Source organism: Candidatus Tisiphia endosymbiont of Sialis lutaria (assembly GCF_964026535.1).
Lineage (GTDB): Bacteria > Pseudomonadota > Alphaproteobacteria > Rickettsiales > Rickettsiaceae > Tisiphia.
This window is the reverse complement of record NZ_OZ032153.1, coordinates 1102793-1127728: the sequence shown is the minus strand read 5'-3', so window position 1 is coordinate 1127728 and position 24936 is coordinate 1102793. Positions and strand designations below refer to the sequence as shown.

At 33.4% G+C, this 24936-nt stretch carries 19 protein-coding genes and 2 tRNA genes; 8 read left to right on the top strand and 13 right to left on the bottom strand.

All coding sequences use genetic code 11. The annotated features are described in order from the left end of the window. Positions 1-777: 777 nt before the first annotated feature. Positions 778-1812 carry a tRNA (adenosine(37)-N6)-threonylcarbamoyltransferase complex transferase subunit TsaD gene (gene tsaD / locus AAGD20_RS05460; RefSeq protein ID WP_341749468.1) on the bottom strand — a complete coding sequence of 345 codons (1035 nt, stop codon included), beginning with the start codon at positions 1810-1812 and terminating at the stop codon, positions 778-780. Further along, positions 1809-3257, bottom strand: a complete 1449-nt coding sequence (gene gatB / locus AAGD20_RS05455; protein ID WP_341748743.1) for an Asp-tRNA(Asn)/Glu-tRNA(Gln) amidotransferase subunit GatB — start codon at positions 3255-3257, stop codon at positions 1809-1811. The genes tsaD and gatB overlap by 4 nt, the downstream gene beginning before the upstream one ends. Before the next feature lie 879 nt (positions 3258-4136). On the opposite strand from gatB, the gene AAGD20_RS05450 reads away from it, so the two are divergent. The 3 genes from AAGD20_RS05450 to AAGD20_RS05440 all read left to right on the top strand — a co-directional run bounded on the left by AAGD20_RS05450 (position 4137) and on the right by AAGD20_RS05440 (position 7789). After that, positions 4137-6674, top strand: coding sequence for a hypothetical protein (locus AAGD20_RS05450; protein WP_341748742.1), 2538 nt, complete (start codon positions 4137-4139; stop codon positions 6672-6674). 753 nt (positions 6675-7427) lie between these two features. Beyond that, positions 7428-7565, top strand: a complete 138-nt coding sequence (locus AAGD20_RS05445) for a hypothetical protein (RefSeq protein WP_157905694.1) — start codon at positions 7428-7430, stop codon at positions 7563-7565. Then, complete coding sequence (locus AAGD20_RS05440; protein ID WP_094649576.1) at positions 7556-7789, top strand: hypothetical protein; 234 nt, start codon at positions 7556-7558, stop codon at positions 7787-7789. The genes AAGD20_RS05445 and AAGD20_RS05440 overlap by 10 nt, the downstream gene beginning before the upstream one ends. A 221-nt stretch (positions 7790-8010) precedes the next feature. On the opposite strand, the gene AAGD20_RS05435 is transcribed toward AAGD20_RS05440, so the two are convergent. From AAGD20_RS05435 to AAGD20_RS05390, 9 genes are all read right to left on the bottom strand, one after another. After that, positions 8011-8087 (bottom strand) — tRNA-Met (locus AAGD20_RS05435). A gap of 409 nt (positions 8088-8496) precedes the next feature. Beyond that, positions 8497-8973, bottom strand: coding sequence for a 30S ribosomal protein S9 (rpsI, locus tag AAGD20_RS05425; RefSeq protein ID WP_341748740.1), 477 nt, complete (start codon positions 8971-8973; stop codon positions 8497-8499). A 6-nt stretch (positions 8974-8979) separates the two neighbouring features. Next, a complete protein-coding gene (gene rplM, locus AAGD20_RS05420) occupies positions 8980-9447 on the bottom strand; it encodes a 50S ribosomal protein L13 (RefSeq protein ID WP_094649573.1) in 468 nt (155 codons plus the stop codon). A gap of 151 nt (positions 9448-9598) precedes the next feature. After that, positions 9599-10870 carry a PQQ-binding-like beta-propeller repeat protein gene (locus tag AAGD20_RS05415; protein ID WP_410520896.1) on the bottom strand — a complete coding sequence of 424 codons (1272 nt, stop codon included), beginning with the start codon at positions 10868-10870 and terminating at the stop codon, positions 9599-9601. A 14-nt stretch (positions 10871-10884) separates the two neighbouring features. After that, positions 10885-11538, bottom strand: coding sequence for a DUF2659 family protein (locus tag AAGD20_RS05410; RefSeq protein WP_341748739.1), 654 nt, complete (start codon positions 11536-11538; stop codon positions 10885-10887). Positions 11539-11567: 29 nt separating this feature from the next. Then, complete coding sequence (gene ybgF / locus AAGD20_RS05405; RefSeq protein WP_341748738.1) at positions 11568-12323, bottom strand: tol-pal system protein YbgF; 756 nt, start codon at positions 12321-12323, stop codon at positions 11568-11570. Between the two features lie 946 nt (positions 12324-13269). Further along, positions 13270-14604 (bottom strand): DNA repair protein RadA, encoded by a 1335-nt coding sequence (radA, locus tag AAGD20_RS05400; RefSeq protein ID WP_341748737.1) that lies wholly within the window; start codon positions 14602-14604, stop codon positions 13270-13272. Further along, positions 14601-17993 (bottom strand): transcription-repair coupling factor, encoded by a 3393-nt coding sequence (gene mfd / locus AAGD20_RS05395; RefSeq protein ID WP_341748736.1) that lies wholly within the window; start codon positions 17991-17993, stop codon positions 14601-14603. Before mfd ends, radA begins: the two co-directional genes overlap by 4 nt. 6 nt (positions 17994-17999) lie before the next feature. Continuing rightward, positions 18000-18302: a succinate dehydrogenase assembly factor 2 gene (locus AAGD20_RS05390; protein WP_375333895.1), complete on the bottom strand. Its 303-nt coding sequence runs from the start codon at positions 18300-18302 to the stop codon at positions 18000-18002. Between the two features lie 330 nt (positions 18303-18632). On the opposite strand from AAGD20_RS05390, the gene AAGD20_RS05385 reads away from it, so the two are divergent. From AAGD20_RS05385 to AAGD20_RS05370, 4 genes are all read left to right on the top strand, one after another. Beyond that, the gene (locus AAGD20_RS05385; RefSeq protein ID WP_341748735.1) at positions 18633-19016 is read left to right on the top strand and encodes a rhodanese-like domain-containing protein; all 384 of its coding nucleotides are present in this window, start codon (positions 18633-18635) and stop codon (positions 19014-19016) included. Then, positions 19001-20410, top strand: coding sequence for a chromosomal replication initiator protein DnaA (gene dnaA / locus AAGD20_RS05380; protein WP_341748734.1), 1410 nt, complete (start codon positions 19001-19003; stop codon positions 20408-20410). Before AAGD20_RS05385 ends, dnaA begins: the two co-directional genes overlap by 16 nt. A gap of 208 nt (positions 20411-20618) precedes the next feature. Continuing rightward, positions 20619-21884, top strand: a complete 1266-nt coding sequence (gene clpX / locus AAGD20_RS05375) for an ATP-dependent Clp protease ATP-binding subunit ClpX (RefSeq protein WP_094648964.1) — start codon at positions 20619-20621, stop codon at positions 21882-21884. Between the two features lie 32 nt (positions 21885-21916). After that, positions 21917-22240 carry a hypothetical protein gene (locus tag AAGD20_RS05370; protein WP_341748733.1) on the top strand — a complete coding sequence of 108 codons (324 nt, stop codon included), beginning with the start codon at positions 21917-21919 and terminating at the stop codon, positions 22238-22240. A gap of 109 nt (positions 22241-22349) precedes the next feature. On the opposite strand, the gene AAGD20_RS05365 is transcribed toward AAGD20_RS05370, so the two are convergent. After that, positions 22350-22877: a cytochrome c family protein gene (locus AAGD20_RS05365; protein ID WP_341748732.1), complete on the bottom strand. Its 528-nt coding sequence runs from the start codon at positions 22875-22877 to the stop codon at positions 22350-22352. Between the two features lie 59 nt (positions 22878-22936). Next, positions 22937-23011: transfer RNA gene (locus AAGD20_RS05360), tRNA-Gly, on the bottom strand. Between the two features lie 306 nt (positions 23012-23317). On the opposite strand from AAGD20_RS05360, the gene AAGD20_RS05355 reads away from it, so the two are divergent. Then, the gene (locus tag AAGD20_RS05355) at positions 23318-24934 is read left to right on the top strand and encodes a class I SAM-dependent methyltransferase (protein WP_341748731.1); all 1617 of its coding nucleotides are present in this window, start codon (positions 23318-23320) and stop codon (positions 24932-24934) included. The last annotated feature ends 2 nt before the right edge of the window (positions 24935-24936 follow it).

Below are 24936 nucleotides of genomic sequence, written 5' to 3'. Positions count from 1 at the left end.
AGTAAAAAAGTTGTTACGAACCTAAGAGGTTGTAGGAAATAACTAAGCAAAACTAATTATTGAGTCACTTATAAAAAAGCTAGTAAGTAAAATAATGATAACACAATTTTTTAAAATAAAGAAGAAATTATTTAGATAAATAGCAATTATAAATTATACAATTCGGGATTATAAGTTTTCGTGATAGTATTATACAATCACCAAGCGTCTATTAGCGAGGAGCCACTTTAGTGACATTGATGCAATCCAAAAATAATGAATTGCCACAACCACTATGTGGTCTCGCAATAACAGATAAAGTCATTGCAGGGAGCTACTTTACTAGTAACGCAACAATCCATTGTTGTGTTACCCCTGCTCGACTTAGTGTCATCCCTGCGAAAGCAGGGATCTAAAAATACCCTGAGATATTACAGATTCCGCACCGAAGCGGGAATGATAAATTAGACGTGGGGATGATAACCACAACTGTTGAAAGTTAGAAGGTAAAGCGGGTTTTAGATAGGTTTTCTGTCATTGCGAGACCACGTAGTGGTCGTGGCAATCCATCTTTGGTTACTTTTATGGATTGCTTCGTCGACCTGCGGTCTTTCTCGCAATGACGTTGACCACATACGACTTTTAAACTATTCGGTCTAAAACCTCTTCCTCTTCTAACTTTCAACAGTTGTGGGATGATAACCTTCGCAGGGATGACACAAAACAGCATTGCCTCAATGCCACTAAAGCGACTCCTCGCAATGCTCTCTGAATTTGGCTTAACACTAATCAGGTTAGCTATAAATCCTCTAAGCTCCATTTTGCTCTAGGGCAGAAATCGAGTGAGTTAGTAAGATTATTTTGCAGCCGTTCTAGCCCAGCATAAGCAATCATAGCCGCATTATCGGTGCATAAATGTGCTGGTGGTACTAAAAGTACATATCCCTGTTTTTCCGCTTGATGCTTAAGTATAGTTTTTAAATAACCATTAGCGGCAACTCCACCAGCAAGTACGCAGGTTTTTTGTGGTAATGCCGACTTACTGATAAATTCCTCATACATTTTAAAGCTATTAAGCATTTTTACTGACAAGATTTCTCCAACTACATATTGAAAACTGGCGGCTATATCATTAATTTCTTGTTCACCTATAGGCTGTAATTTAGATATTAATATGCGTACTGCCGTCTTTAAACCTGAAAACGACATGTCACAGCCAGCTTGATGAATAATGGGTTTTGGTAAAACATACTTAGATGGATTGCCAAATTTTGCTCTTTTCTCAATTTCTACGCCTCCGGGAAAAGGCAAATTTAGCATTTTAGCTACTTTATCAAAGCACTCCCCTACCGAATCATCGATAGTCCGTCCTAAAATTTTATATTTACCCAATGCTTGGACTGCAACAAATTGGCAATGCCCACCTGAAACTAATAGAAATAAATATGGGTATTCCGCCTTATTGGTTAATCTAGCAGTAAGTAAATGCCCCTCTAAATGGTTAACTGCAATAAACGACTTTTTTAAGACGCTAGCAACTATTCTGCCAAACATTGAGCCAACTATTACTCCACCTATTAAGCCAGGACCGGAAGTAGCTGCGATTCCATCTATATTAGATAGTTCAAGATGAGTTTCATCTAAAACATACCTAACTGCTTTTTCTAAATTTTGCAAATGTGACCTAGCAGCGATTTCCGGTACCACCCCTTGAAAAGCCTTATGCTCTTGGTATTGGGAAATAACAATATTTGATAAAATCTCTTTATCTGAGGTAACTATTGCTACGCCAGTATCATCACAACTTGATTCAATACCTAATATTTTAATTATTGCAATTTCTCCTTTAATAAAACATTCACTAGGTTAGGGTTTGCTTTTCCTTCAGTTTTTTTCATTACCTGTCCAACGAAAAAACCAAATAATTTATCTTTACCACTTCTATAAGAATCAACAGAGTCAGGGTTTTCCAACAATATTCCGTCAATTATAGCAGATAGTATACCACTATCTGACATTTGCACTAAGTCTTTTTCTTCAATAATTTTTTCCGGTTCTTGTCCAGTTTCAAACATAGTTTCAAAAACTACTTTGGCAATTTTGCCGGAAATCACCCCATCTTCTATTAGCTTCACCATTTGAGCAAGCATTTTTGGGGTAATTTTACAGTCACTTAAGCTAATGGAATTTTTATTAAGCTGACCAAATAACTCACTAATAATCCAATTAGCAAGTATCTTTGGATTACATAAGCTAACTGCTGCTTCAAAATAACCTGCCACCTGTTCATCAATTACCAAAACTTCAGCATCATAAGCATTTAAACTATACTCTGTCATATATCTTTGAATTTTTGCATCCGGTAATTCTGGTAGCTCTTGAGCTAATTGTTCTATTAGCTCCTCAGATATAACTATTGGCAATAAATCTGGGTCAGGGAAATATCGATAATCATGAGCTTCTTCTTTTAGACGCATCGTTCTAGTCTCCCCAGTATCTCCATCAAATAATCTAGTTTCCTGTATTATTGTCTGCCCATCTTCAATTAAATTTACTTGCCTATTTGCTTCAAACTCTATTGCTCGCATGATATTACGAATCGAATTGATATTCTTGATCTCACACCTTGTGCCAAGTGGAGCCCCAGGAAGCCTAACCGAAATATTAGCATCACAACGTAATGAGCCTTTTTCCATATCACCATCACAACTTCCTATATATCTCAACAAAGTCCTGAGTTTACGAACAAATTCTGCTGCATCTTCCGGCGAATCAAGGTCTGGCTCAGTAACAATCTCCATTAATCCTACACCAGAACGGTTTAAATCAATGAAGCTATAATGAGCTGATTGATCATGAATGGACTTACCAGCATCTTGTTCTAAATGCAAACGATTAATTCTAATTCTTTTGGTTGTTCTCTGTTCAGTTACTATATCCAAATAGCCCTCTTGGACAATTGGATGATAAAATTGGGAAATTTGATAACCCTGCGGTAGATCAGGATAAAAGTAATTTTTACGATCAAATCTTGAATTAAGATTAATTTTCGCATTAAGTCCAAGACCAGTTTTAATTGCCTGATGAACACAATATTCATTTAACATTGGTAACATTCCAGGCATTGCTGCATCAATCAAAGATACTTGTGAATTAGGAGGAGCGGCAAATTCGTTAGAACTACCAGAGAAAAGTTTGGATTTTGAAGAAATTTGGGCATGTATCTCGACGCCTATCACATATTGCCATTTACCTGTATTACCAATAATATAAGCCATTTAAAATCTCTTTAAGTTTACTAAATATATAACTTTTACCTAACATCATTAGCCGTCATTGCGAGCGAACATATGTGAACGCGGCAATCCATACAGCTTGTCATGTGGATTGCTTTGTCAGCTACGCTTCCTCGCAATGACGTATGTACATGTACACCTATAATTGTCATTGCGAGGAGCTACTTTAACAGCATTGATGCAATCCATATAACAAGCTACATGGATTGCCACGCTCACGTATGTTTGCTCGCAATGGCGTATGTAAATTTGGTACAATGCTAATCGGATTAACTGCACATAAGTGTTTATCATATTTTCAATAAAAATTGTAGTTTTTTATAATTTTTTATTTTCTAAAGAACAATTAAGCAATTCACAAAAATATTGAAAATTAATTACTTTTTTACTTAGTGAAAAAAAATTTTGATGTACACTATAGAAATATTAAGAAATTTTATAGTCAATTGATAAGAAGTTGGTGACGTTGTCGCTTAATGCTTGCCTATTACTTATAGGCGTTGCTCCATAGCTCCTAGCCCCAAATCTTCCTGAATTGACTATAGTTGAAGAATTCTAGAGCTTGTAAAAATATCATAAATTACAGAAAGGTTACTAATTATTGTCTATATTTTAAGAAAAAGTGTTTAATATTACTTGATTATTCCTTACAAATCTGTCTTAATTTAAATAATAGGTTCCTTGTATAGCTTTATTGAAAGAGAAATTTGGAAAGAAAAATTAAGCAAAGAACTTCCACTAATAAAATATTTAGTACGATTTTCTGCTTAATTTTGACAACAAAATTACCTTACAAATTAGTAAAGTTATGCAAAAATCTGTTACTAAATAATAATTATAATGAATATATGAGAGGATATTATGTCTAAGACCCAAAATGAGACCCCCCTTCAAAATGATAGTGTAGACTCAGCTTCTTTAACAGCCAAAATAAAATTATTAAATACCGAACTTACTTTTTTTCAAGATGAGGGTAATATAAATATAATTAATACCCCTCTAAACAAATCGGAATATTCTAGAATCCTGAAGAAATATAATGACTTAAGTAAAACTGCACAAAAAACTACCCAATTTTCATCAGATAATGAGAAAAATGCATTTTTGTTTGAGTTAAACAAATCTCTAGCTATTATTGCTATTCGGACAAATGAGAAAAAATCACTAGATACATACTTATCAAATATGCGAAAAAACAACAGCCATAGCACAGATGAGTTTATACTAGGAATAGAACAGATATTATCTCAACTTCCACCTAAACCTAAAGATACATCAGAAAATAATATTAATATACTACACACAGCTTTGTTAGATAATACCATAAAAGAAGTGGAACAGCTCATTAATAAGGGGAAATATAACGATTCTTTTGAGAAGATAAAGTATTTGCAAACTCATTCCCTCAGTCCTAAAATAGTTGAGACATACATTAAAATTTGTATAGCAGAAGGTAATTCTTTGAAGGATCCAGCAGCAAAAGAAGCTGCATACAAAAAAGTCTTTACAGAGTATGAGTCAATACTACTCGGAAAATTTGCCCCTGGAAAACATAGTGGGCTGTTTAATATATTAACAGAATTATCAAAAAAGTTTGAAGAAATTAATGATTACGACAATGCAAAAACAGCTACTAACATTGCCGCAAGGTACAACACACCTACTGCTGAAAAAGCAGCTGCAGCTGTGCCTGCAAGCAAGGGTGCACAAAAAGCTCTAGAAGAGAAACAAAGAAAGGAAGAAGAATATAGGAAAAAGGAAGAAGAACTTAAGAGAAAGGGAGACGAATTACAGATTGCTACAGTTAATGCCGAAACAGCAGAAGAGAGAGATGCAGCTAAATTGGCATACGAACGTAATTTAGCAGAAATTGAAGCTAACCGGAAGCTTAAGTTAGCTTCAACTCAAGATACTGTCCCTCAAGCCAGTGCCCCACCTCCATATACTAATAAAATGTCCCCTGATCTTTCTAACTATACTCAAGATACTACAGCTGAGCTTACAGCTAAGCTTACAGCTAAGCTTACAGCTGAGCTTACAGCTGAGCTTACAGCTAAGCTTAAAGCCGAGCTTAAAGCTGAGCTTACAAATACTACAACTACATCCAATATATACCCTAATCTTTCTAGCTATATTTCAAAAGATACTACAGCTGAGCCTACAAAAGATACTACAACTATAACTACAGATGCTACAGCTGTAACTACAAATACTGCAGCTGTAACTACAGATGCTACAGCTGCAACGACAAATAATACAGCTGTAACTACAGATACTACAACTGTGCCTACAAAAGATACTACAACTGTAACGACAGATACTAATCTCAATACTATTGCCGCTGAAAAGCTAGTACTAGAGGTAACAGATTTGCTTAATTCAAACGGAGTAGATTCTACAACTCAAGCTATAGTTCGTTGTAATAAAGCTATTAGGACTAATCCTAATATACATCAAAATATTGAAGATAGCACCATTTTGAAGTTTTTGGCTCCTAGATATAGCAATTTAAATCAGCCGGAAAAAGCTGAAGAAATTTACGATAAAGTTACCCTCACTTCTGATGATGTACCAGCTATGGTGTGTTTAGTTTCTAGCTATTTATCTTCAAATAACTTGGAAAAAGCTGAAGAAATTTGCGATAAAATTATGGCTATAGACATTAATGCACATATGAGCATTAAGGATCGTAAAGTTTTGGATTGCTTAGCTAAGGTCTATCGTGATGAAGGACTCTATACCAAGAGTATTGAAACTTGTGAACAATCATATAAGTTAAAAAGTACACCTTCTCTAGAGAATTATCAGTTATTAAAAGAAATAGCACAAAGGTTAGAAGATACCGATACCGATCTTGCTTTGAAAGCTTTAGCACAGGCTGAACTCCAAGCACTCAACAACAAACAGAAAGCTGAGGTTTATGTAGCTAGAGCTAAAATTTATTCTTCTTTAGGAAAGGATACTGAAGCTACAAAAGATTGTAAGAAAGCTGTTACGACGGATCCTAAGATATATAAAGATGTTGATATGGAATCTCTGGAGGTGTTAAATAAATATTCAGGAAAATCTATAGTATCGTATCACTACTTATCTAAACAAAGCGATAATAATTCTGTTGATCTAAATTTTAATCAAAAATTCTTAGATCTTGCCAATAATGTAATGGCGAAAGAGTTTTTTTATGAAGGAATTATACTGTGTTATACAAAAGCTTATTTTATCTTTCACGATAAATGTTTATTTTCAGCTATTGAAGAACAACTAAATTTACTACAATTTTATCACCCTAACTACAAGCCACAATGCCAAGAATATTTAGCAGCCCTAAATTTGCCAGAAGAAGCACATAGGAATACGGAGATCATGAAGGTAGTTGGAGAGATTGAAGACATGCTCTAGGTATGTAAAAAAACAACTATATCACTCTCTAAAGCTACCTAAAGCCGGGCGGTATCAACTAATGGTTTAAATTTTAAAATCATTAGTTGGTACTACTGACTTATAGTCTATAGCTAACCAGAATAGCATTATAGTCAATTGCTGAGAAAGCGTAAGCCGGTGAAGCAATCCTGTTTTGTGTCATCCCTGCTTTGGTGCGGGATATATTCCTGACTCCTTGTCATTCCCGCGTAGGTGGGAATCTAGCCCCCTGCTTTCGCAGGGGTGACGCTAAGTCGAGCAGGGATAACAATTTATGCATTGCTTCATCGATCTACGGTCTTTCTCGCAATGACGACAGTTTATTATGGCTAAATGCTATTCGGGTTGCTCTAAATTCTCACTTTCCCAACAAATAAAAAAATAACCAATATCACAAAAATAATGAAAACAGCTATTAGTGGAGCATAAAAATCTGCTATACTTGTATAGTTAGCTATGAGGTACCCCTACGTAGGCAGGAGCCTAGTACTACAGTTGTAGATTGAATGTGAGTGTTCACGGAAAAAAGGTTAAAGTATAAGATGTCATTGCGAGGAGGTTGCCAGACCGACGAAGCAATCCAGGAAAGTGATTAGAAATGGATTGCTTCGTTGACCTTACGGTCTCCTCGCAATGACTCTTGGTGATCAGGTTTTTTTATTCATCACAAAAAAATCGTGAATGCTCACATCTAAACTACAACTGTAGTACTAGATTCCCGCCTACGCGAGAATGACAATAGTGGACGGGAATGATGCCTATGCGTCATTGCGAGCTGATATATCCCCACGAAATTGTTGCAAAATAGCAAGAATTGATAGAATATCTTCATTATTTAATGATGATGGAGATAGTAGGTTATGGATGTAAAAACAGTATTAAATGAAGTAATAAAAGAACATTGTCCTTTTATACATAATAATCGTTTAAATGCGTTACTTGATGTTGCAGAAGACTTGACAGTAAAAGATAAAAAGATTTATTCGTATTTTACCCTTGGGAAATTTATTATTGAATTTAATTATTTGCATGCCATAAAACCATTGGTAGAATCCCTGGCATCTATTATAAAGACGGAGCTTTGTCGTGCTTAATTTCGTGGGGATACATCAGCTCGCAATGACGGTTTTTCAGTTATTGTTTTCTTAAACTAAAGCTTATGTGAGTAGGCGGGAATCTAGACCCCTAACCGAAGCAGGGATGACATTCTACATAGGGGTGACAATCATTGTCTTATATTTTATTCAAAATAGCTGTGAAGTAAAAATATGGCTAATCTGAATAAATACTATAGTTAATTCAGAAGAATTTTGTCTGGTAGCGAGGGAGGGATTTGAACCCCCGACATGCGGATTATGATTCCGCCGCTCTAACCAACTGAGCTACCCCGCCATGATGGAAAGAGTTTCAATAGACCTCTTGCATAACCTAATCTAATTGGTAATTTTATTAGACCTATTGCAAAACTCGTCTTCATTCCTTAGATACATCTTAGTACGCTGTGGTACTCGACTTCGTTTTTCCTAAAAATTCCTCAATTATCTTTAGGTTATGCAAGAGGTCTAATACAAAAAAGTAAGCATCTACCTAAGGTCTTCCTCGCAATGACGGCTTTCCAATTATTACCTTCTTAAACTGAAGCATATGCACAATGACGTTAACCACATACGATTTTTAAAATGTATGCATAGTATAGTCAATTGATGAGAAGTTGGGGACGTCGTCGCTCAATGCTCGCCTATTACTTATAGGCGTCGCTCCATCACTCCTGCTACCCAATCCTCCTGAATTGACTATATCTTTAACGTTTAGAGAACTGAGTACTTTTTCTAGCTTTATGCTTACCATATTTTTTCCGCTCTACAACTCTTGAATCTCTTGTTAAGAAGCCAGATTTGCGTAGAATACTGTGAAATTCTGGGGCAATTTTATCAAGAGTTCTAGCAACGCCATGTAATACAGCCCCCATTTGTCCTGATTTTCCGCCACCTTTGACAGTACATATTATATCATATTGTCCAGAAGTTTTGGTTACAACAAATGGTTGTAAGAGAGATTTGGTATGAGATTCACGAGTAAAATATTGCTCAACATTTTTTTTGTTAACAATTACTTTACCACTACCACTTTTTAACCAAACTCTAGCAATCGCATTTTTCCTTCTGCCTGTACCGTAAACCTTGTTATCACTGTTTTCTGCAGATGGTTTTTGCTTAACTAACTTACTCTGAATTGGACTATTCTTAGTGTTTTCACTTTGAAGCTTCAATGTTGTCATAATTCACTATTTTTTATTCTTGGTATTTTTGCTTGCAAAATCATAAAATTCTGGTTGTTGAGCTTTATGCGGGTGTTCATTCTCTGCGTAAACATATAGATTACTCATTTGTTTTGATCCCAGAACATTTCTTGTGATCATTCTTTTTACAGAGAGTTTAATGACTCGTTCAGGGTGCTTACCAGCCAGGATTTTTCCGGCAGTTGTATCTTTTATTCCACCCGGGAAACCAGTATGACGATAATAAATTTTACCATCTTTAAGAGCTGATTTTTTACCTGTCAAGCAAATATGTTTGGCATTAATTATTACTACATAGTCCCCACAATCTAAATGAGGAGTGAAGGAAGGTTTATGCTTACCGCGTAAGATTTTAGCCACCTCACTAGCAAGCCTACCTAATACAAGGTCTTTAGCATCTATAACCCACCACTTCTTTTGAATTTGTGATGGTTTTGCAGAATAAGTTTTCACGTTATATATCTTTATTAATTACAATTATACTTGAAAATAGCAAAAAATTGCTGTTTTCACTATCCAAGTAGTGAGCTATATTAAATAGCATTATAACCAGTATTTTGTCAAGACAAATTACAATAAATTATACCATAATATAGCCTCTTGACTAATCTACTAGTATAATTTTTTTATCAGTAGTAAAATACATAGTACCACAGCAGGTTTTGCCATAATATTCAATATTTTTAGTAATTTTACTAATTACCGGAGTGGTGCTTAAATTACCATTAATATCTGATTGGAAAGTATATAATTCACCTTTAGCAGAGATAATATTTAAATTCCAATCTTTTTCTTCTCCCTCTTTTTCCCCCGTTGTTTTAGCAATTATCGGGGCTAAAAATGATGAAGCTTTAACTTTTTTGATATCTTTTCCATCGTTTAAATCTGCTACAAACTTAACTTTACCAAATTCAGTGCTTATAGCAGCTACTTGTCCAGCATTATTTGTTACAAATAAACTATTGCCAGCTAAAGACATTGATTGTACATCATAAGCTTTAATTTGCCATAGGATATTACCGGTTATAATATCTAGCTTTATTATCTTGCCGGCACTATTAGCTATATATAGGTGAGAGTTATTGACAACAGGTTTGCATAATATAAAAGCTGCCTCAAAATTTGGTAAACCTATTTCTTGCTGGCTAGATAAATCGTTAGTCCATAAAATTTTACCACTATTAGATTCTAAAGCAAGAATTTGTCCTGAATTATAGTTTACTATCACATAACCATTTTGTACTATTGGAGCCACATGATAACTTGATGATAAAATTTCAATTATACCTTCATGTTGCCAAACAAAATTTAATCTCTCAGTATTAATCGCTAATATTTGATTAGTTACTGTTTGAACTACAATAGTATGATTATTAATTAATATCGGTTTTATTCTGGTAATATCAGGTAGTTCTTTTCTGATTATTTCATGACCTGATTTACTATCTAAAACTACCAAGAATCTTGAACCATAGGTAACGTATAGTTTATCATTATGGTATAATATTCCGCCACCAACATAATGATCATTTTTGTTGGTGCTTATATTATATGACCAAATAATAGCTTTGTCTTTCATAGAAAAGGCAGAAACATTACCTTTGTTATCGATGGTATAGACAACAGCTTTCTTAAAAATTGGCTCGGCTATTATTTTGTGTTTTGTAACAGTATATTCATTATTCTGAAGCATCTCAGGGCTAAATATATCGGTTTTAGCAGAATCCACTTGAATTGCTTCATTAGTTTCTACAGATAATCTAGGAGTTAATTCTACAATATTTTTTGTTTTTTTACTTATTAGATCACAAGAAGTTAGCATTAAAGGTAGTAAAAAAATAATTAATCGTTGTTTTGTCACAAGTTGTTTTGCCATAATCTAGACCTTTATTATTGTAAATTTGCAAGTAAAGCTTTAGCCTGCTCTTTAACTGTTTGAGTTGTACTTTCTAGTGATATCAACTTTTTTAAAGTATCTTCGGCTAAATCTTTTGAGTTGTTATTAACATACCAAATTGCTTTGATAATATTTGCTGTCCCAAAAAATGGTTTATTTTCATCATCAAAATAATTTAAATATTTCTCGATTTCATTAGTGTTTACATCAGATGAATTTGGTTCATCTATCATTAAACTCAACCAAACTAGATGGGCATAGGCATTTGTTAATTCATCATAATTGTTGTTATCGATAACTTTTTTTAATAAAGTTCTTGCTTCAATAAAATCTCCTTGGTGTATTTTGATACTAGCTTGCTCGATAGCAGCTAAACCACTTACTTTATTAGTACTTGTTGTCATTAAATTATCCAAAGACTTTATAGCAAGCTCTTTGTTATCATTAATAAGGGCTATAGATTTAGCTAAAATATCACCTGTCTTTTGGTTATTCTCTATTGCCTTTCTATCACGCCAATTATTTATTAACATAAATAATATTACTATAAGTGTAAGGATTATAGTGATAGGAAGAATTTTTTTAAAGTAATAAAGTTTTTTTTCTTCATTTTTATCACTTAAAACTTCTTGCAAAATGTCAGTCATGATTATTTACCAATTATTATTCATATATCCTAATGTTTACAAGCAAATTTAATTCTTGCCTCCTTAGCTCTTTTTATTGAGGTCGCTGGTCTATTTGGAAACTCTGCTTCAAGTTTATCAAGAATAGAACATGCCTCTTGTCCTTTTTTAAGCTCTCCAAGAGATAATGCTAATTTTAGCAATGAGTCAGAAGCTTTGATCCCTTTTGGCGATTGTTTATAACCTTTTAAATAATTTATTGCGGCTTTATCAAACATCTTACGTCTAAAAAAAGATTCACCATACCAAAAATAAGCATTACTTAACAAAGGACTCTTAGAGTAATTTTTTAAAAAATTTGCAAATTTTTCTTCAGCCTCTGTTAATTTATTATCTTTTAAAGCGGCAAGTGCTAAATCATAAAGTTGTTTATCTGCTGCCACTCCCGAAATAGGTTTTACAACATCAGTAGCAACAACTTCTTTCTCCACTTTTTTAGTAGATGGTATATCAAAGACATCATTAGCCACAGAATCATCTACTGAATTTTTTGATGTATCGCTACTATCTTGGGAATTTGTTACCTCTTGTTTTGTCGAGTTTAAAATTTTTTCTAATTTACCAATAGTATGCTCAATTATTTCAATTCTGCCAAGTAAATGTTGATTTTCTTTTTCTAAACCATCTAATCTTTCCGTATAATCATTAGAGGTATCAAATTTCAAATTTTTTCTAGTAATTTGATTATCAGCCAATACTTGCGTAGCAATCAAAATAATCAATAAATATATAGAAATTATTTTCATACGTTAATATTTTATTTAAAAGTTATAAAACCAGCTGAGTATACTAGAAATTTTATAGTAATCTATAACTTTTCAGTTCAACTTGATTTTTTATAGTTAACTCAGTTAGCATTTCTTCATAATAAACTGCTGTCATTGCGAGAAAGACCGTAGGTCAATGAAGCAACATAACCTTACGTCCTCAAGCCGTCATTGCGAGAAGGCGTAACTATTTTTCAACGCAAGTGTCATTGCGAGACCACATAGTGGTCGCGGCAATCCACACTTATTGGATTGCTTCGTTGGCTTATGCCTCCTCGCAATGACGCATAGGCATCATTCCCGTCCACTATTGTCATTCCCGCGTAGGCGGGAATCTAGGCTCCTGCCTACGTAGGGACACCTCCTAGCTAACTATACAAGTATAGCAGATTTTTATGCTCCACTAATAGCTGTTTTCATTATTTTTGTGATATTGGTTATTTTTTTATTTGTTGGGAAAGTGAGAATTTAGAGCAACCCGAATAGCATTTAGCCATAATAAACTGTCGTCATTGCGAGAAAGACCGTAGATCGATGAAGCAATGCATAAATTGTCATCCCTGCTCGATTTAGCGTCACCCCTGCGAAAGCAGGGGTCTAGATTCCCGCCTACAAGGGAATGACAGGGTAAAAACGTCATTGCGAGGAGCTACTTTAGTAGCGACGAAGCAATCCATGAGAATTAGTATAGATATCAAGACTATATGGATTGCTTCGTAGGCTCACGCCTTCTCGCAATGACGTTTTTATGCTGTTTAATACTTATAGAATAAAAATTGTTATGGCTCACAACCACCTACGTTCGCTCGCAATGACCTCTTACACTTTTCTGGAATTTTTGAATTGTCATGGGGTTTATGCGTAAGATGAGTGAATTAACTATATCTAAATTAACCATAGACATCCCCCCTACTCTGAATTTTAATTATATTAACTCCTTTAATTCTTTTAGATTACCAATTGGACAAATTAGGTTACTACTCAGTTTTTCAAGTTTGGAGCAAATTAATTTATTGAATCCTAATTTTGTTGCTTCTTTTATTCTGACTTCTGCTGCAGTTACTTTCCTTATTTCGCCAGATAAACCAATTTCTCCAAAGAAAATACTATGTTCTGGCACAGCTTTATTTTTTGCAGCAGAAATTAAAGCAGCTGCAACAGCTAAGTCTGAAGCTGGGTCTGAAATTTTAAGCCCACCAGCAACGCTCAAATATACCTCATGAGAAGATAAATTAAGACCAAATCGTACATTTAATACAGCTATTATCATTGCTAGCCTATTCAAATCCCAGCCTACAACCGAACGTCTTGGCATTGGTATATTTGACGGAGCAATTAATGCTTGAATTTCGATTAATAAAGGTCTTGATCCTTCGATTCCAGCAAATACTGTTGTACCGCTAACGTTTTTGTCTCTTTTCATCAGAAATAGTTCAGAAGGGCTAGAGACTTCAATAAGACCGCTAGCAGTCATTTCAAAAACACCAATTTCTCCTACTCCACCAAACCTATTTTTAATAGACCGTAAAATCCGAAAATGACTATTATGATCACCCTCAAAATATAGTACGGTATCAACGAGATGCTCAAGTAACTTAGGACCAGTTAATTGCCCATCTTTTGTCACATGACAACTAAGCAAAATAATAATATTATTATGTTTAGCATAGTTAACTAATTCATTAGCACAGGCACGAATCTGGGAAATAGTACCAGGGGGCGATGATAATGTACGAGTTACCATCATTTGAATTGAATCAATCACTACCAAATCAATATTGTTCTTATCGGCATCAATAGTTGAGATAATATCTTCAATGCTAGTGGCGGCTAAGATGGAGGTTGTTTTATTAGTAAGTCCTAGTCTTAAAGCTCGGAGTTTTATTTGGTCAATAGATTCCTCTCCAGTTACATACAGACAGCACTTCATTGTAACACAAGAGGAGGTTGCCACTAAGTGTAATAATAAAGTTGATTTCCCAATTCCAGGGTCACCGCCAATTAAAATTGCAGAAGAGCATACCAACCCGCCTCCCAACACCCTATTTAATTCCTTTATAGGCGTAGGGATACGTAACGAATCCACTACCACCCCATCCAGCTTTTGTATTTCTTGTTTATTACCTAACTTAACTTGCGTTTGACTAATTATCTCTTCTTCAATCCCTCCCCATAAGCCACAATCAAAACATTGCCCTGTCCATTTTGACGTACTATTACCACAATTTGTACATATATATTGTTTTTTAATTTTGCTCACGCTGCTAATAATTGTTCTAACAAACTATTTGTTTCTTCTATAATATCCTTTCCTACCAATATTTTGCTAAATATTAATTTAGTATCCGGTTTTATTTTGGTTTGCTGAGGATGTTTTATAACAAAATTCATAACCTTACCAGCTATATCCGCTTCTTTGTAAAATTTTAAAACAAATCCTCGTTCACCAGAGTCTAAATTTTCAATATTAAGTTTACTGCATTTATGTTTTATTTTCACTATATCAAGTAGATTATTAAACTCTAATGGAATAGGACCAAAACGATCAACCATTTCATCCTTAAAATTTTCAATATCTGTATCGTCAGTTAAATTGCCAATTCGTCTATACAAACTTAGTTTAAGAGAAGAATCTGCAATATAATTATCGGGAATGAAAACAGGTAACCCCAAATTAATTGTCGGAACAAAAGATTTTGGATTTTCAGTAACTTCACCCTTAAAAATTGCTATTTGTTCATCTAACATTTCCTGATAAAGCTCTACCCCTACTTCTTTAATCTGGCCTGATTGTTCCTCCCCTACTAAATTACCAAAACCACGTAAATCCATATCATGGCTAGCAATAGTAAACCCGGAACCAAGAGTGCAGCTACTCTGCATTATTTCTAGACGTTTTATTGAATGGGCAGTCATCTTTTTATAATTTGCTAAGGTTAGATAGGCATAACCTCTGAATTTACTTCGCCCTATCCTCCCCCTGAGCTGATATAACTGACTTAGACCAAGAGTATCAGATTTATGAATAATCATCGTATTAGCTTCGGCAATATCTATACCGGACTCAATTATTGTAGTAGAAACTAGTATATCAAACTTACCATCACAAAATTCACCCATAATCTCATCTATTTTACCAGCTGGCATCTGACCATGAGCAACTTTATATTTTAATTCTGGCACAATTATTTGTAAATATCTTTCTATATCTGGAATATCCTTAATTCTAGGTACCACATAGAAGCTTCTACCACCACGGAAACGTTCTCTAAGTAAAGCATCTCTGATAATTACTTGGTCAAATGGCATCACTGTTGTTCGAACTTCTAACCTATCCATTGGCGGAGTGGCAATGATGCTAAGATCTTTAAGACCAACCATTGACATTTGCATTGTACGAGGAATTGGTGTTGCTGAAAGAGATAGAACATGCATTGTAGCTCTGAGACTCTTTAAATATTCTTTTTGAGCAACACCAAAATGTTGTTCTTCATCAATTATTAATAATCGGAGATTATTAAATTCTATATTTTTACTTAATAAAGCATGCGTGCCAATTATTATATTAGCTGTACCATTTTTGATTTGTTCTTTAATAATTTTAGCATCTTTATTGCTAACCAGACTGGATAATTGTACTATATTTAAACCAAAATCTTTAAATCTTTTAACAAACCTTAAATAATGCTGCTTACCTAGAATAGTAGTTGGTACGATGATCGCTACTTGAGAAGTCATCGTAATTGATTTTGCTACCATAAAGGTTGCTCGTATAGCTACTTCGGTTTTCCCAAAACCAACATCTCCGCAAATTAATCTATCCATTAAAATACCAGAGTTAAAATCTTTTTTAATGTCGTTTATGGCATTTAATTGATCTTCAGTTTCAGTATATTTAAATCTATGACAAAATTGCTCATACTCTGTATGATCAAATTCTATTGGATTTGCTACAGTTAACTTTCTCTTCGCAGCTATCTTTAATAATTGTTCAGCAATTTCTGTAATACGGTTTTTAAGCTTGGCTTTACTTCTTTGCCATGCACTACTACCCAATTTGGCAAGCTGTGCTTCACCACTGCCATATTTTTTAATTAGTTCTATATTTTCAACAGGAATATATAATTTATCATTATTCTCATATAGAATTTTTAGGAAATCATGAGCTTTGCCTTTAACATCTAGTGTTTCAACGTTAAGAAACTGACCAATACCATGATCCTTATGAACAATTAGCTCTCCTTCAGTTAAATTATCTAATTCCATTAAAATGTTTTTGAGCTTACGTTTAGCACCTTGCTGACGAAAATTCACCGCACTTTTTCCTAGAATATCATGAGCGGCAATAAACAAATATTTATCACTATAAAACCCTTGGCTAAGTTGAACATAGGCAAGATTTATAACTGCAATTTTTGCTTGTTGTAAATTGTCTATCTCGATATATTTTCGTGAGTAACTATCTATTAGGCTTTTAAATCTTTCTAAATTACTTTTAGAATGACAAAAAATAATCGGTATTTTATTTTTATTATTTTCTATAATTTCGAATAGCTTATTAAAAACTGTCTTATCCTCCATAAAACTAGTTACCGTAATTTTTTCTAATGAATGGGCATAAGACGAATCTTCTGGTGTAATTAAAATATTATTATCCTGTTCCAAGAATTTTTGTATTTCCTGGCTGGTAAAATAAACTTGTTCGGGAGGCAATGCAGGATAAAAGGTATTTAATTTTATTTTGTTAGACTCAATCCGCGATCTATAAAGATCCGTATAATTATTTTCCTGCTCAATAATTGATTGCAACGATAAATTATCGTAAATAATAACAGGATCATCCAAGTAATTAATTAGGCTACTGAAAGAATTATAAAATAAAGGAGATAAATGTTCATATCCTTGGAATTTTTTCCCCTCAATCACTGATTCATATAAAGGGGTATTGACATAATTAACTCCAAAAACTTTTAAATAATTATCTCTAAAATTCTTTATTGTTTCTGGATTTAATATCACCTCACTAGCAGAATTAAGTATTAGCTCTGTGCAATTATTAGTAGAAATCTGACTATCAATATCAAATTCTTTTATTGACTCTATGTGATCCCAACTAAAATTAATACGATAAGCTTTAGAACCAGGCAAGACTATATCTACTATCTCTCCTCTTACCGAAAATTCACCACTATCAATACTACTGCTACTCCTAGTAAAACTATTATGTACCAAGAATTCCGCTAATTTATCGGCTGAGAGCTGCATTTTATTATGTAATCTTAAAAAAGACTTAACCAATAACTCTGCAGGAGGTAATTTTGTCAGTAAATTTATAGCACTAGTCACTACCAATTTTGTATCGTTATTACTTGCCAAGTAACTCAATATATTCGCTCTTTCTGATAAAATATTTTGATTTGGCGAAATACGATCATATGGTATAGTATCAAGACTAGGAAAATATAATATGTTGCTAGTTTTAATATTTTGTGCCATAAATAATAATTGTTTATGGCTATTGATTGCATCATCTTCACTGGCAAAGATAAGTAAAATATTCTTGGTACGTTTATTTGATAAATGTTTATTTGATAAATACTCACTAGCAAAAAAACTTTTTGCACTGAGCGGAAGTGGTTGTTGTATCATTATTTACTAAGCTTCTATGTTGTTAATATCAAAACTAAGTATTTGTAACATTACTTTTGAGTTTAAGTGAGAAGGAGGAGCAGTTTTACTGGTAATCCAATCATAAATATCTATGTCATTTTGGTTAAGTATTAAAGCAAAATCTGCTAAATTAGCTGCATCCATGTTAGCAAGAAATTTTTCAGCAAATTTACCCAATATTAAGCCAATTTCTTTGCAACCACGATTTTTGCTTTGATATAACAATTTTTTGGTTAAAGATGTTTTGTTAAAATAATCCATATTTACAATATTACAAAAAAACATCATAATATAATTCAGATAGTTTGACAATTACCAAATATAAAATAAAATGTAAACTGTATAAAATGGTGCTAGAACTTAATTGCTCCAAATCTTCTTTATCCAATAATATTTAATATTATAGTGAATTAACTTGAATTGGTAACGTTATAAATCCGATTGGTATTTAGCATCAGCGTCATTGCGAGGAGCCACTTTAGTGGGCGACGAAGCAATCCAAAAAAACGATTAATGGATTGCTTCGGAGGCTTACGCCTCCTCGCAATGACGGCACAATTGGTGCTTATTCGACACTAATTTAGGTTAATTTAATATATCAAAGAAACGCTAAACTTTATGAGCATTAAAAATATATCTTCCTTAAAAGCTTATAAGTTGCTAGAAATAGATAATAACAACATGATAATTGATGTTAGGACTGGTGAAGAATGGCAACAAGTAGGCATTCCAAAGCTTGATAAAGATAAAATAATTTTTATTAGTTGGCGTTTATTGCCTAATATGTCACTAAATAACGAATTTAAGAACCAGTTGATGTCGAAAATCAGTAATAAACATACACTATTATTCATTTGTCGCTCCGGGGGTAGATCCCATGAAGCTGCACAATTTGCTAGTACTCTAGGTTATAAAGAGTGCTATAATATAATTGATGGTTTTGAAGGAGGAACTAATGGAGCTGGTTGGAAACAAAATAATTTACCATGGCAAATTCTGTGAATACTAACCATAATCAATTGACTATAGCAAAGGAAGTGACTTATCATAGAGATATTTGGCAACAAGTTTGCTCTGACCTTAATAAACATTACGGCGATGCCTTATATAAAAGCTGGTTCAGTAAGATTAACTTTTTAGAAGCTGCTACTAATACTGTTATACTTTCTACCCCAACAAATTTTATTCGAGATTGGGTGGAATCTAGGTATGCAAGGGCTATATTGCAATCTTGGCAATCTTATGACAAAGATATCAAATCCATTGAGATCATTACTAAAGAATTATCAGAGCAAAACCAAAATATACCTGAATATTTAGCAAAAGTTCCATCAATAAAAGAAGGAATGGATACCAATTCCGAAGGCATTTTTTCAGCCTTAGACTTACGATTTACTTTTGAAAATTTTGTGGTGGGTGGACCAAATGAATTAGCCTATGCAGCATCTAGAGCAGTTGCTGAGTCGGAAGGAGCCGTAGCTGAATCTAACCCTTTATTTTTATATGGAGGAGTCGGTCTTGGCAAAACACACTTAATGCATGCCATTGCTTGGTATATAAAACATAATAATCCGACTCGTAAGGTAATTTACATGTCGGCAGAAAAGTTTATGTATCAATTCATCAAGGCACTCCGTAATAAAGATGTTATGTCTTTTAAAGAAGAATTTCGTTCAGTTGACGTATTAATGATCGATGATATTCAATTTATATCAGGTAAAGATAGCACCCAAGAAGAGTTTTTTCATACTTTCAATGCTTTGATTGATAATAATCGTCAAATGGTTATATCGTGTGACCGTTCCCCGTCAGATTTAGATAATATCGAAGATCGAATTAAATCCAGACTTGGCTGGGGATTGGTTGCCGATGTCCACAGTACTACTTATGAACTAAGATTAGGAATCTTAGAATCTAAACTTGAACAAATGAATATCCATATACCTAAAAATGTTGTGGAATTTTTAGCAGCTAAAATAACATCAAATGTCAGAGAGTTAGAGGGAGCTCTTAATAAAGTTATCGCTCATTCTACCTTAGTTGGTAGGGAAATAACTTTAGAAAACACCCAAAATATCTTGCGTGATTTGCTACGTTCCAATGAGAAAATTATCACCATTGAGGATATTCAAAGAAAAGTAGCTGATCGTTATAATATTAAATTTTCTGATATGTCTTCTCCTAGGCGTATTCGCTCAATAGCTAGACCAAGACAAGTAGCTATGTATTTGAGTAAAACATTAACGCCAAAAAGCCTGACTGATATCGGTAAGAAATTTGGCAAAAAAGATCATACTACAATAATGCATGCTATCAAAAAGGTAGAAGAATTATGTGAGATTGATATAGAATTCCGAGAAGAACTTAGTCTATTAATGAAGATATTGCAAAATTAAACTTTTTACAACAATGTCATTGAGGTGCTTATAGGCGTTGCTTATCGCTCCTGCTACCCAATTCTCCTGAGTTGACTATAACCTAAAGAAAATCCTTTTTTATAATATATAGGTAATTTTGAAAATATATTAGACTTAGCTAAATAACTTATCTATATTTATACTTACATAAGATAATATTAAAATCACAAATTAAAGAAGCAGAATTATGACAAGTGGTGAAGTCGAAAGAAAAGAATTAAACTGTTCTTTTTGTGGTAAAAATCAATATGAAGTAATAAAATTAATTGCTGGACCAACAGTATTCATTTGTAATGAATGTATTGAACTTTGTCTTGATATTATAAAAGAAGAAACTAAAGTAGCACTTAAGAAAATTTCATCTTCAATCCCAACACCACAAAAGATTTTTTCTACTCTTAATGATTACGTAATTGGTCAGGATCAAGCAAAAAAAGTCTTATCAGTCGCGGTATATAATCACTATAAACGATTAGAATATATCGAATCAGGTAATAATGATGTCGAATTAAATAAATCAAATATCCTGGTTATTGGCTCTACTGGCTCAGGAAAAACTCTTTTGGCACAAACCTTAGCAAAAATTCTTGATGTACCTTTTACTATGGCAGACGCCACTTCTTTAACCGAAGCTGGTTATGTTGGTGAAGACGTTGAAAATATCTTGCTAAGATTATTACAAGCAGCTGATTTTAATATAGCTAAAGCCCAACGAGGCATTGTTTATATAGATGAAGTAGATAAAATCGCTAGAAAATCCGAAAACCCTTCTATAACAAGAGACGTCTCAGGAGAAGGAGTTCAACAAGCGTTACTTAAAATCATGGAAGGAACTGTTGCATCTGTACCACCACAAGGAGGAAGAAAACATCCGCAGCAAGATTTTGTGCAAGTAGATACTTCCAATATTTTATTTATATGTGGCGGGGCTTTCATGGGAATAGATACTATCATTAATGCTCGTACCGCTCAAAGTTCAATTGGTTTTGCAGCAAATGTCCAGTCAAAACAAGAAAGAAACCACAGTGAAACACTAAAATCATTAGAAATTGAAGATTTAGTAAAATTTGGATTAATTCCCGAATTTATTGGTAGGCTTCCAGTAGTAGCAACTTTAGATGACTTAGATAAAGCATCCTTAGTAGCAATTTTAACTCAACCAAAAAATGCTGTTATTAAACAATATCATAAATTATTTGAGTTAGACGATGTCGAACTATCAATTGATAATGATGCTTTAGAAGCAATAGCCGAAAAAGCACTGACACGAAAAACCGGTGCTAGGGGACTCCGTTCTATAATCGAAACACTTCTACTTGACAGTATGTATAATGTTACCAATTTGAAAAAAATGCACGTACATATTTCAAAAGATGTGATAGATGGCAAAGCTCAGCCGATAGTCACTCCAAAAAATTATGTAAAAGCTACTAAAAAACGTATAGCGGGTTAGAATAACTTAGTAACAATTAATAGAATATTTATATGTTTCACAATAAAGAATTTATTACTACAGAAGTTGAAATAGCAAAAGCTAAAATAGCAGAAGTTCAAAGAACAGAAGAAGCTAAAAGAATAGCAGAAGCTGAATTTGTAGAAGCTAAAATGGCAGTAGAAGCTGAATTTAAACTAGCAAAAACTAAAATGATAGCAGAAGCTAAAGCTAAAATGGCAGCAGAATTTGATTTAACCAGTAATGGCATTTATCCATTAAATGAGCTTAAAAAGATATCTTCCGAGGGCGAGTCATCTTCTGATAATCATCCCCATTTATTGGGTAATGGCTCTGAAGAACATCATACAGAGTAATATAGTCTGATACTTACTTTTAGGGATTGATAGATGGCACAGCTCAGACGATAGTCATCAACTTCTTATCAATGACTAAGAATTACTTTAGTTATTTCCGACCAATCTACTAGTCATGCACAAATGTCTTTAAAAACATTATAACATTAGCGATATCTTGAGGTTTATTTAAACCAGCAAAAGACATTTTTGTACCTGGTATATATTGGTTAGGCTTATGCAGGAAATGAAATAAACTTTCTTCATCCCATATCCCACCTTTGCTAGATAGAGCAGTTGAATATTTATAATTCTCTGCTTTAGCTTTTTCCGTCCCAACGATATTCCATAAATATGGTCCAACCTTATTAGCTTTACTATTGTCAAAGGAATGGCACATTAAGCATTTTTTTGCTATTTCCCTTCCAGCCTCAGCATTAGCAGTTTTCATCAATTCCTCTATATTCACTGGTGCTTCCGCAATCGCGTTCGCATCAGATCCATTAGGCGAATCTTCTGTTACTTCTACTTTGTAGCCTTGAGATTCAGGATGTAAAACTGGCTTATACAGAATATCTGTTATAAACCCTACCATCATTGCAATTAAACTGGCTAATAAAATAGAAGCAGCAATTTTATTTAACTCTATTCCAGACATATTATTAGTGTCGTCTCCGTAGAGAGAATATGTATTACTAATTAGGACAATTTTTGTACTGGAGCGGGTGAAGGGATTCGAACCCTCGACTTCGACCTTGGCAAGGTAGCGCTCTACCCCTGAGCTACACCCGCTTTTAACACACTGCAAATTGTGAATAAAAACAATTATTCTTATCCCAAATTGATGTAAAAAGGCTCACTTGCACAAAAAACAAACCCTAAATATAGGAGATACTATAAGAATATCAAGAAGAAATAGCATCAAAAAAAATTTAATTTTAAATTTTATTTACAAAACCTATAGCTAACCCGATTAGCATTACTCCATGAAGACAACTAATTAATTATCTATCCTAAAATAATATAAAAACATCTTGCTTAAAAGCACTAAATCAACTAAGAATGATTATTTTAATATTAATTTAGTTGGAACAAATTATGGGTCAAAAAAGCAATCCTAATAGTTTAGCAGAGAAGCAAACAAATAATATTAACTATGATGATTTTCCTTACGAAAGCTTTCCTTTTACTTATACAAGACCGGAGCATTTAAGAACTATAGGTCTAGTATTTGGCATGCAACCTCCTATGGTAGAGAATGCTAGGATACTTGATATTGGTTGCGGTGAAGGCGGTAATATGATCAATTTTGCTGAAAGTTACCCTCAATCTTATTCTTTAGGTATTGATTTGTCAAAAACACAAATTGATAATGGACTAAAAGTAGTAAATAGTTTAGGTCTAAAGAATATCGAGCTAAAACACTTATCGATATTGGATCTTGATGAATCATTTGGTAAATTTGATTATATAATCTGTCATGGGGTAATCTCTTGGGTACCGGACGAGGTTCGTGAAAAGATTTTTGCCATATCTAGTAAATTATTAAGTCCTAACGGTATTGCCTTTATCAGCTATAATACTCTACCAGGCTGGAATATGCAAAAAACTATTAGAGATATGATGATGTTTCATAGTGCTATCTTTACTGATAAGCATGATAAACTACAACAAGCTAAATTATTATTAGATTTTGTTAGTGATTCTCTAAAAGAAAAAGAGACTCATTATTCTAAGTTTTTACACCATGAAACTAACGCTCTTAAAAATTTATCTAATTCATATTTGTTACATGAATATCTTGGAGAAGAAAATATAGCTTTTTACTTCCAAGAATTTATAAGTAACGCTAGAAAGCATAATTTAAATTATCTTGGAGACTCTTCACTTTCTGCAATGTTTGTCGGTAATTTGCCGGAAAAGACTGCAGAAAAATTACAATCGATAAATGATATTGTAAGAACTGAACAATATATGGACTTTATTAGTAATCGTAAATTTAGAACTACTTTGCTATGTCACGATAATGTCAGGCTCAATAGGGCAATTGAACCAAGTAAATTATCAGACTTTCATACTACTCTTGATATCAGACCAGCCACACCGGAAAATGAAGCAGATATTAGTAATGCAGTAGAATTGGGGTTTTACTGTAGCAATTCAGAATCTCCTGATATTTCAACGTCTTCCCCTATAATGAAAGCAGTTTTCTATACCTATGCTGATAATATTGGTAATCCTTTGACTTTAGATCAAATTACTACATTGGCTATGAAAAAGTTAGAAAAATTGCAGCTTAAAGATTTTAAAGAAGAATTAGATTCTGTAATTATCCAACTGGTGCTACAAGGATATGTACAAATATTTGCAACAAAACCTATTTCAATATATAATATTTCGTCAAAACCAAAAGTAAGTGACTTTGTAAGATATCAGGCTCAAAAATTAGGCGAAACTAATTTGTTTGTGACAAATCGGATTAACCATTTTGTTCCATTGCAGTTACATGAAAAATATATTATTGAATTATTAGATGGTACAAATTCTATCCAGCAGATTGAAGAAAAAATATTTGAAAAATTTGCTTCTGGACTATTAGTGGCGTCTGATAAAAATGGTATAGTAAGTGACGAACAGCTTATAAAGCCATATATTACCCATTGTGTAAATGTTTGCTTACAAAAATGCAAAATGAATTATTTATTAATTGGATAAAA